We start from the raw sequence: 10298 nt of genomic DNA, 5'->3' as shown, positions 1-10298 counted from the left end.
AAGAAGACCTGCATCTTGTTCACGTCCGAGGAGGTCAAATCAATCGTTTGAACGTCATCGGTTGCGATGATGGTTGCACCGGCTTTGACCGACGACTCTTCCACGCCCAACCAATAGAAATGCGAGTGGGTCACATCGTCTTGGACCCATACGATCTTGGACGGGGTCACGTTCCGAGTGTGCTTGGCCATCCAAGGAAGTGCGATGGCATCTTCGCGATCCATCCAGTGCCCTTTGTTCGGGTAGATCTTCACGAAGTGTTCGTATCCGTCGGGGTCAGCTTGTTGCAGTTCGGCCAGCTTTGTTTGCCAATCGGCAGCGATTTGGTTGCGTTTGTAGGCCGCGTCTTTGCCTCCCATTTGCAACGCGAAGGGAACGTTGCGAAGTCCCAGGGCGGAGGTTTCGTTGGGGTGCCCCGCCATCATCGCGGCGGCCGCCCAGCGGTCGGACATGCGAGGTGCCAATTGATACACGCCGTCACCGCCAGCGGAATAACCCATCACGTAGACGCGATTTGGATTGACGTTTTCAAACGCGACCATGTTTTCAATCAAACGCACGAACATCGGATCGATGTGCTTTTGATGCCACAGGTTCCATGTGTCAGTCGGTGCACGCGGTGCCACGTAGACGCCTTCAGCGGGTTGATACAAACGTTTCTGGTTTTCCCACTGACGATCGTTGATCGCTTTCGGGGCACCACCACCGCCGTGCATGGAGATGTAAAGACTGCGTCCGCCTTCGGGTGCTTCACCAAAAATGCGATAGTCAAACGACATCTTCAAGTCTCCGAGCGTCAACACTTTCTTCTGCATTTCGTCGGCTCGGGTCTTGCGCAGAACTCGCTTGTGAGCTGCCGCCAAAAGTTCTCTCGCTCGAACGACGTCCTGAGCGGTCAATGCGGTCAAGCTCCACGGTAGCTCCGCAATCGTTTGGAAGTCTTCGGTCGAATGATCGTTCAAAAATTCCTCGAGTGCTTGGACCGCACCCGCGGAGTCCGCCTCCCCAACTGAAGTTTCCGTTCCAGTTGCATGCGAGTTGCCAAGCAAGCCAATGCAGGTCGCGACTAGAAACGGCATCCATGTGAGTCGGATGTTCGAAGACCAATTCATGGTGATGTCTCAGCAGGTGTGGATGATCAAGCAGAGTCGAGAACGACAAAAGAATCGCCCGACCGGATCACCATGATGACTCAGTCAGCGAGTCTCGACCACCAACAACCCCAGGCCATGTCCGGAAAAACCTGTGTGCGAGCCGCGAAATCGCGTTCAACCGAGAGACAAAAATTCGCGGATCGCTTTCAACGCCACGACTTGTTTGCGAGGACCCAACGCCGCCACGGAGGTCACTGACACAGCGTCATCCACGGTTCTCAGTTCCACCACTCCGGCATGGGAGTGGCCGCCCCGCCCAGTGCTGCGATGGACGGAGCGAATTTGATCCATTGGAATTCGCGTTTCTTTGCGGTGAAGCAAACGAATCGACTGAATCAACACGTTCGGATCGCCTCGTCGAAAGGTGGCGACTTTGTATTCCAAGACCGATGCGGCGACGATCACAACAAAGGTGGGAATGGCAGCATCGATCCAAGCCAGTTGACCACGAACAAATTGGACAATCACCGCCACCAGCACAATCAAACAGAACCCGGCGATCCAAGTGGGATAGCTACGGATCACCAACGATCCGTTTTCTTCATCGATTCGATTGATCATGGGGTGGGAAGAAGCTGTGGCACGTGAACGAGTGGGTTCAGGAGAGTTTAGTCTCGAAACCGGAACGAGCGGGGCGCGCCAGCAGAGAATTCATTTCATCATCGCCAAGAATTTGTTCGGTTTCCGCATCCCAACGAAGTGACCGCCCAAACCGAGCCGACAAGTTGGCGAGGTGACAAATGTCAATCGCTCGAAGGTGACTGGTAACGTCCGAAATCGGTTCGACTCGTTCTCGTGTGCAGTGGAAAAAGTTGGCCCAGTGGTTGCGATGCTGGTTGGACGGCATTGGCATATTGCGATAGACCTTCGCGACGGCATCTTCGGGAAGCGGTTGGTCTTTCAACTGCTCCACCGGGGCACCGGTCAAGTCGCCTCGACTGACAAAGATACGGCCGCGGGTGCCTTCCAACAGAACGCCATTCCTGCCTTCGCTTTTGATATGAAGCTCCGTGCCATCTTTCATCTTGGCAAGCATCGAAAACGAATGAGCAGTGTTGTATTGATCCGCTTGAGTTGGGAAACCGTTTTCGTACGGCACTGGCATCTTGGCATTCCCTTCAATCGAAACCAGCGCGTCGGATTGCCCCGCTTCGCGAAAAGCCCAACAAGCGATGTCGACATGGTGGGCACCCCAGTCGGTCATTTTCCCGCCGGAGTAGTCATACCACCAACGGAAATTCTGATGAGCGTTTGTCTTGCCGATGTGCCACTCGTCCGCTTTGGGATCCGCGATCAGTCGAAAAGGTGATTCTGGGGCGGGCCCCAACCATTGGTTCCAATCCAGCCACTTGGGGACCTTGGCGACGGGAATGGGGCCGGAACTCGAGCTTCCTCCGATCGACGCCGTTGCTCGAAGGATGCGTCCGAGTCTACCCGAGCCAGCGATGGCCACCGCTTTGACAAACAAATCCAGATAGCTTCGCTGCATCGTTCCAACTTGGACGATGCGTCCGGTTTGCTGCTGCACCTTTCGAATTTGCTTGCCTTCATCTACGGTCAGTGTCAGAGGCTTTTCGCAGTAGACGTCTTTGCCCGCCAACATGGCTTCGATCAGAATCTTGGCGTGCCAGTGATCGGGTGTGGCGATGTAAACGACATCCACTTCTTTGTGGTCCAACACTTCGCGATAATCGTTGACCCCCGTGGCTTTGCCGCCGCTCAGATTCTGAACCGCTTTTTCGCGATGGTTCTGATCGACATCGCAAACCGCAACGACATCGCACATGCCTTCGGCAAATCGCAGGTGGTTGTGCCCCATCCGGCCAGCGCCGACGAGAGCCAATCCCGGACGGTCGTTGGCTGAATCAGGTTCCGCAGAAAGGACTGAACGCAAGTGGGTCGGTGCCAAGGTTGCGACCGACAATCCTGCGGAACGTGTCAGGAATCGTCGACGAGTGGTGGATGATTGAATCGAGACGTTTGTTTTCGCGGATTGAGCTGGCATGGAGATAGGAAGGAAGAAATAGAGTTCGAGATCAAAGAGGGATTGGTGGATCGCGATCGGGAATCACGAATTTGGTTTTCCCAGTTCGTAGGACTGTTGGATTTCTTGGTTGCTGAGAGCGCGCCGAAAGACGGAGAATTCATCAATCCGACCATTCAGGTTCCGCACCAGCCATTCGTCGTAATCTTCCGCCGGGCTCCAGTTCCCTAGTTCTGCTTTCCCGACTCGAATGGGCCACAACTCACTGCCGAACACGTCGGTTCGCATTTTTTCACTACCCGTGTGAAGAGGGAATTGGCCGACAACTTGACCATTGAGGAAATGAGTCACCGTTTGATCGGTTTGGTTGACCACCAAGGCGAGATGCATCCAGCGACCGAGGTCTTCGTAACCCAAGGTTTCTTCCGTGTCGTAAAGCACTCGAAGCGAGGACGGAGGTTTAATGCCCGAACCAATTTGACCGCTGGATTTGAAATGCCAGTGGATGTGATGATTGTCAAACCGGTCTGTTGACATGAGAGAACTGAAGAAACGATCAAACCCGTCGATGCGCAACCACGTCATCATCGTGAGATCTTCGAAGGTTCCCGGCAGGTTGAACTGCACACGATTGTTTGGACGTTTGAACTCCAAGGCAGACTTTCCATCCCAGCGACCGCGAGACCATTCGCAACCGAGGATCGTTCCGTGAATGGAGTCCGACTTTTGGTTGGTCAGCCGGCTTGGTTCGGAAGCGTTGGGTTCGAAATCGTAGAGCACGACCAGATCAGGATCCTCCAACACGGTCGCGATGTGTTGTTTCCAACGTTCATATCGTCGTTGATCGGATCGTTGCTTCAATCCCCACAGTTTCTCAACACTGGTGAAACGTGTGGGCTGCGTTGCAACGGTGGACCAGTTGTGGTCAGGAGCGTCTCGTGAAATCGCTTTCCCAGAAACAATCCGTTGGGCTGTTCCTCGATCTTGAATCGACTGCATTTCGACCTCCCCGTCAAAAACATGCAGTTCTTGCTCGCCATCGATTCCCACATCCAATCCAAACTGAGTGCCCAAATCAACAAATCGGTTCGTCGAGGTTTCGATGGTGAAACCATGAGCAGATTCTGGAACGAAACATCGGATCTTACCGTGATGCAACACACCGAGTTGACGGTTGATCAAATCCAACTTGGCCGGGCCTTCTAGGATCGCGGTTGCGCCGTTGAGAAAGGCCAGATGAATGATCCCGTTCTGCAGATCCAGAGTTTGAGCAGTCAGTTCATCGCCAACACGAGGCGAGTCTTCACCGTCCTGCCAGACTGGATCAACCACTTGTTGAAGGATCGCCAACGAGTCCGTTTTGTGCGACGTGATTTGGGTGGGAAGCATCAAAGACTTTGCCGGGTTGACCACCGACACGACCTTGCGTTCCTGACCGGACGGCAGGACAGTTTGCTGGTTCGCATGCGCGTGCAAAGAGCGGGATTGCTGCCAAACAACGACTGCCAGGAATGCTGCTGCGATGGATGAAACGGACGCAACTAACATCCAGGCTTGCGTGGGAAAGATTCTGTTCAACCCGGTTGGTCTCTCAGTCGACACGTTAGCTTGAGGCTTCTCGACCGCAATTGTATCTGTGAAGGTGCGGGTGAGTGGAGAAGTTTCCTGTTCGTCGTGCAATTCTGTGTCAACGAGTTCATGCAGATCCGAATGGATTTGCAGCATCTCATAGTAGCGTTGGCGATTGGCATCACTTTCGAGAAGCAGACTTTGAAGTTCGATGAAGTCAGACTCTTCGATGCATCCGGCGCAATACTGGTCGATTAAGTCGTCCAACCGGTTGTTCATGTTCTTGATTCCAGTGTTATGAGGTGGCCAGCTTTCCTTTGACGCAGCCTTTCAAACGCCGGCGAAGACGACCCAGCGTCTTGTAAAGGGCGTTGGACGTCAAATTGAGTTGTTCTGCCATTTCAATGATGGTTGCTTTGGAACCGTAGGCGGTCATCAATAACCGACGATCGGCTTCTTGCAATTGCGCCAGGCAATCCTTCAAGTACGTTTGCCTTTGATCGATCTGGTCACCCGCCGCACGTTCCGTTGCTTCGTTCGCAATCTGTTCGATCAGGCCTTCGTCAAAGACCAACCGGTCTCTCGCTCGCTTGCGGCGATACATCAACACTTCGTATCGGCAGACCACGTAAGCCCATGGCAGGAATCCTTCGTCGTCTTCCAGTTGCGAGAATTTCTTCCACAACGACGTGCATGCGTCCTGCATGATTTCATCCACGGCGTCGCGATCGACAACCAATTGGAAGAGGAAGGCGCGTAGTCGTCTCTCGTTCGCCGTGAGCAAACGTACAAACCGTTCCACCTCAGCGTGGTCATGAAGAGAGTTGTTGGCTGTCATTGTCAATTCACTTCTCTGGACAGTCGATTCATCAGATCGTTTGTTCTCGGTGAGAGTGGGGCCACCCATTTGGAGGGAGAAGCGAAGCTGATCCGCTTGGAATCGGTGCAAAGGGATACTGCCGGTCAGTAGGAGATTGGCCGGTAATTGACTTCAATTCCATCGATTTTGTCAGCGAACAAATTCGGTTCTGCGATGAACAAAGATAGCAGTCATGGTGCGAGAACTTGAGGGTGAGCGTTCAAGTCCATCGCCTTGGAAGTCTATGGAATGGATGTCAGAAGAGATTCGATCAGTCGCAATCGAAAAATTAGGAATGTTTTCGTGAATTAGTCGGCTATTTGTCTTGAGAACGGCAGTAATTCCTCAAGGCGGTAAACGGACCGCCCTTGTTCGGGTCAATGCCACTCACCGCGATCGCAGTCACGGGGTGAACATTGGCATGGGATCCCGCTTGATCTATCAGACTGCGACAGGAATCATTTAATGAACAAACAACAAAAACATCGTCGTGAGGGCTTCACACTTGTCGAGTTACTGGTCGTGATCGCGATCATCGGTGTGTTGGTGGGATTGTTGCTGCCGGCGGTCCAGGCTGCTCGTGAAGCGGCCCGTCGCATGAGTTGCAGCAATAACTTCAAGCAGCTTGGTTTGGGGATGCACAACTATCACGCGGCTTTCAATCAATTGCCAATTCAGGGCACGGGGCCCTACGGCGATGAGTCACGCGGACCGAACAACAATGGGAACGAGGGATCGGAAAATCGTCGTTCGACGAAAAGCCAAGGCAGTGCGCTCATCGGATTGATGCCTTTCATGGAGCAACAGGGACTGTGGGAACAGATGACCGTGAAGACGGTCAGTGACGACACTGCCATCTTGTACTGGCCATTCGGATCCAACCACACCTACGGCGGTTCGGATGTTGCCCGCTACAACCCTGCCCGGACGGAGATCCCAACGATTCGGTGCCCCAGCGATCCTGGGTTTGGTTTGCCTGCTCTGGGTCGAACCAACTACGCGTTCTGTTTGGGGGATGGGATTTGGAACAATCATCGTGGGATCAAACATCGCAACAACAATCAAACCGTTGCCGGTGCATCATCAGAACCGCGATGCCGCGGATTCTTTGTTGCTCATGCAAGCATGAAATTCCGTGACATTTTGGACGGGCTCAGCAACACGATTGCAATGGGTGAGATTGCGACCGATTTGGGTGACAACTTTGTCACCACGACCATCGGAACCAATTCATCGAACAACCTGATTCTGTCCAACCCGAACGCGTGTGCGACTTTGGTGGACCCGGAACGACCCACGTTTTGGGATCTGAGCAACGGCAACTATGTTCCGTTGGTCAACGGAAACGTCAAACGCGGCTTTCGCTGGACAGCGGCAGGTGCTGCGTTCTCGGGGATGAACACCATGTTGGCTCCCAATAAACCATGCTGCACCCGAAACGCTGGCAATGCGAATGCCTATGAGCACGTTGGATCCTTCACGGCTAGCAGTCGACACCAGGGGGGTGTTCATGTCTTGATGGGCGACGGTGCGGTGAAGTTTATCACCGATTCGATCGACGCGGGCAATGCGGATGCTCCTCCCGTCGATCCGGGTCGTGCCGGGTGCGATCAAACGGCGGGACGGACCAGTCCCTACGGTTTGTGGGGTGCACTGGGGACTCGTGCCAACAAAGAAATCATTGACGAAGAGTTCTAAGTTTCGGCATCGAACTGTTTCTGTTGATCCACCTGCTGATCAATCCATCGCAGCGATTCGCGATGGGGTGGTCGATCCATTCGACACCTCTTTCTTGATACTCGCGAGAACGACCTGTTTCGTTCTCGCAGTCCATTCCTCCTCATTTAAAAATTGGTAAACATGCGATTCTTGATAGCCCTTTTGTTTTGTCTCGGCGGTTTGTCACTCTTGCCAGGTTGCTCTTCTGATGAGCCTGTGCTGCTTGACTACAGCGAAGAAGATTTCAGATCGATGGACGAAGCTGCCGGCATTGGCGCTGATGGCGAAGCGACCGAAGAAGTTTCGTTCGAGAAATTCTGATTGCCCTTCGTCAATCGTCTGTGCCGGCCGAGTGAGACGTCGGTCACGTTTTCGGCCGACCATTTGAAAATGGTTGGCCTTTTGAAGCCCCGCCTACCTTCCCACCTGCTCACCTCTGAGCGTTCCTCCCTCCACCTCTCCCGCCTGATGAATTCAACAACATCGTTTTTGGCGATGGGTTTGGTCTTAGCCAACCTATCGATCCAGTTGTTTGCGCAAGATGAGTTGCAGCCGCCACCCTATGCAGAACTGGGCTACCACGACCGGTTTTTGGAGTCCCAGTGGAAGCCGAGTAGCGATCCAGATCGATCCATCTTTGTATCCTCGTCGGCGGCGAACGATGGCGTTGGTACGAAGGATTCTCCTTTCAAAAATTTCACCCAGGCTCGTGATTCGATTCGAAGGCTTCAGGCTGAGTCGGGTCTACCGGCGGGCGGAATCGAGGTGGTCTTGCTGCCCGGTGTTTACCATCTGCCAGAAACATTTGATCTATCGAAACAGGATTCTGGGACAGAAGACGCACCGATCATCTATCGTGCCGAAGTCCCGGGATCCGTTCGGCTCTCGGCCGGTACGCCAATGGAATTGCAGGACGCTCAGCGAGTCGAAGACCCGGCGTTGCTGGGACGTTTGCATCCGAAGGCACAAGACAAAGTTGTGATGGTTCGTATTCCAGACGAATGGTTGTCTGGCGTCGACCATTCAACCCTGTTCGCCTTTGACGGTCAGTTGCTTCGACGGGCGCAGTGGCCCAACCTTGGATACTGTCACATCGATCAGATCTTCGACAGAGGTCCCACGACGCGTTGGTTGAAACCTGGTGAGAAGCCACCGACGGCAAGTCCGGGTAACCCGATCGGCGCGAAGTTCACCACGGTTGAACCGCTTTCACCTTTGTTGCAGAGCGAATTCCAACGCACGCAAAGGATGCAGGTGGAGGGTTACTTGCACAACGATTGGTATTTTCAACGAGAACCAGTTGGTGCCATTCAAGACGGTGTCATCCAGCTTCAAGAGGCAACCCGATACGGAGTCGCCAACAAGATCAAATCCATTCCTCGGCGGATTCGTTTGGTCAACGTTCTCGCAGAACTGGATGAGCCTGGGGAATGGTATTTCGACACCACAGATCAGATCCTGTATCTGTGGCCCCCGACCCCGATCGATCCACAGAAGACACGCCTGTCGATGCTGTCACCATCTCATCAAGGAATGATGACGATGGAAGAGGTTTCTTTCTGCGTTTTTCGCGATCTGATCTTCGAAGATTCGGGACGCTGCGCCGTTTCGATTGAAGGTGGGACCAACGTATTGATCGCCGGTTGTATCTTCCGCAACGGAACTCATCGTGGCGTGGATATCAATGGCGGATCGCAGCATGGGATCACGGGATGTGAATTTCATGACTTAGAAAGTGCATTCTCGATGCGGGGTGGTGACTTTCGAACGCTCGAACGCTGCTACCACTTTGCTACGAACAACGAAGTTCATTCCTGTCGACGTCGCGGATACGGTGTGATGGGAATGAACGGCGTGGGGATGTACTTCGCTCACAATCTCATTCACGACATGAATGGGGCGCTGAGTTTCAACGCGGCTGACACGCTGATGGAATTCAACGAGTTCTACAACATTGGCTACGAGATGGGCGATTTCAACGTCGCTTATTGCGGGGCAAAGTGGCACACGATGAACAATGTGTTGCGTTTCAACTTCGTGCATCACTTGTTTGAACCGGGCGGCCACCCGGTGATTGGATTCCGCAATGATGATGGAGGCATGGGACTTCAGATCTATGGCAATGTGTTCTATCGATCGGGGCGTGGTGCGGCCCAGTTCCATGGCCCGTTGAATTCGTTTCGCAACAACATCACGATGAAAACCCAGCACATGTGGTGGACGAATAAAGGGGCGATCACCAAAGAAGAAGTGCAAGCTGAATGGAAGGGCTTGGAACGCTTTGGACGCGATCTGCCACACGGTGACAAAGGAGACAATCTCTATTTGATGGAACAAATGCTTGGCGAGAATGGATGGTCCACCGGAGTTTGGAAAAGGGAGTTTCCGATGTTATCCAAGGCCATTCAAACCAATCCGTTTGCGCAGACATTCAGCGTGGTGGCAAACAACTATGTGCATCGCGTTCGGATTCCCTTTCACATCCATGGTGGGTCGGGAACGGTCGAAGGCATGGAGAGCAAGGAAACTGGGAAGATCTTGGATCTGCCCTCCGAGGGACACTTTGAGTTGCCCGAAGAAATCTCGATGCAAGCGTTTGAAGACCTCGCACAACTGGATTTTCGATTCCGTGACGGCTTCCAACCGACCAACGGGTTTCAGCCCATTCCCTTCGAAAGAATTGGACTGGTTCGCGACGAATTTCGCGATGCGCCAGTCGATCGTTCCTACCGCGCTGACGTCTACAAGCGGTACTTGAATGAAAGCGGCGGTCACTATGATCCGGAAGTGATCAACGCGCGTTATCGCGTGTTGTCGAACGAATCAAATCGGCAGGAATGATTGAGTTAGCCAGAACGCGATCGCGTCCGGTTCATTTCCGGTAACCGTGGGCTATCACCCATCGGCTGGTTGCGACGGAGTCGAAGCTTTGACCTCGGGGGTGGATTTGTCTGTTGGTGATTTAGAGCCCGCTTCATCGACGGAGAGGCGGTGCTTGTGAAGTTGCTCCTTC

7 protein-coding genes are annotated in these 10298 nt (G+C 53.4%); 2 read left to right on the top strand and 5 right to left on the bottom strand.

The window, feature by feature from the left end:
* From ACF8AM_RS04800 to ACF8AM_RS04780, 5 genes are all read right to left on the bottom strand, one after another.
* The coding region (locus ACF8AM_RS04800) for a dienelactone hydrolase family protein (protein ID WP_392554539.1) at nucleotides 1-1112 on the bottom strand (1112 nt) is incomplete at its 3' end.
* Nucleotides 1113-1268: 156 nt separating this feature from the next.
* A complete protein-coding gene (locus ACF8AM_RS04795; RefSeq protein WP_392554538.1) occupies nucleotides 1269-1715 on the bottom strand; it encodes a hypothetical protein in 447 nt (148 codons plus the stop codon).
* Between the two features lie 37 nt (nucleotides 1716-1752).
* Nucleotides 1753-3159, bottom strand: a complete 1407-nt coding sequence (locus ACF8AM_RS04790; protein WP_392554537.1) for a Gfo/Idh/MocA family protein — start codon at nucleotides 3157-3159, stop codon at nucleotides 1753-1755.
* Between the two features lie 63 nt (nucleotides 3160-3222).
* Entirely contained in the window at nucleotides 3223-4986 is a 1764-nt protein-coding gene (locus ACF8AM_RS04785; RefSeq protein ID WP_392554536.1) for a LamG domain-containing protein, read from the bottom strand.
* 16 nt (nucleotides 4987-5002) lie between these two features.
* Nucleotides 5003-5545: a sigma-70 family RNA polymerase sigma factor gene (locus ACF8AM_RS04780; protein ID WP_392554535.1), complete on the bottom strand. Its 543-nt coding sequence runs from the start codon at nucleotides 5543-5545 to the stop codon at nucleotides 5003-5005.
* Between the two features lie 486 nt (nucleotides 5546-6031).
* On the opposite strand from ACF8AM_RS04780, the gene ACF8AM_RS04775 reads away from it, so the two are divergent.
* Together ACF8AM_RS04775 and ACF8AM_RS04770 are read left to right on the top strand one after the other, a co-directional pair.
* The gene (locus ACF8AM_RS04775; RefSeq protein ID WP_392554534.1) at nucleotides 6032-7264 is read left to right on the top strand and encodes a DUF1559 domain-containing protein; all 1233 of its coding nucleotides are present in this window, start codon (nucleotides 6032-6034) and stop codon (nucleotides 7262-7264) included.
* A 489-nt stretch (nucleotides 7265-7753) separates the two neighbouring features.
* Entirely contained in the window at nucleotides 7754-10126 is a 2373-nt protein-coding gene (locus tag ACF8AM_RS04770) for a right-handed parallel beta-helix repeat-containing protein (RefSeq protein WP_392554533.1), read from the top strand.
* Nucleotides 10127-10298: the final 172 nt, after the last annotated feature.

The sequence above is a fragment of the Rhodopirellula sp. JB055 genome (assembly GCF_043100905.1).
Classification (GTDB): Bacteria; Planctomycetota; Planctomycetia; order Pirellulales; family Pirellulaceae; genus Rhodopirellula.
Note: the sequence above shows the minus strand (reverse complement) of the source record. Positions and strands in the feature narration are given on the sequence as shown.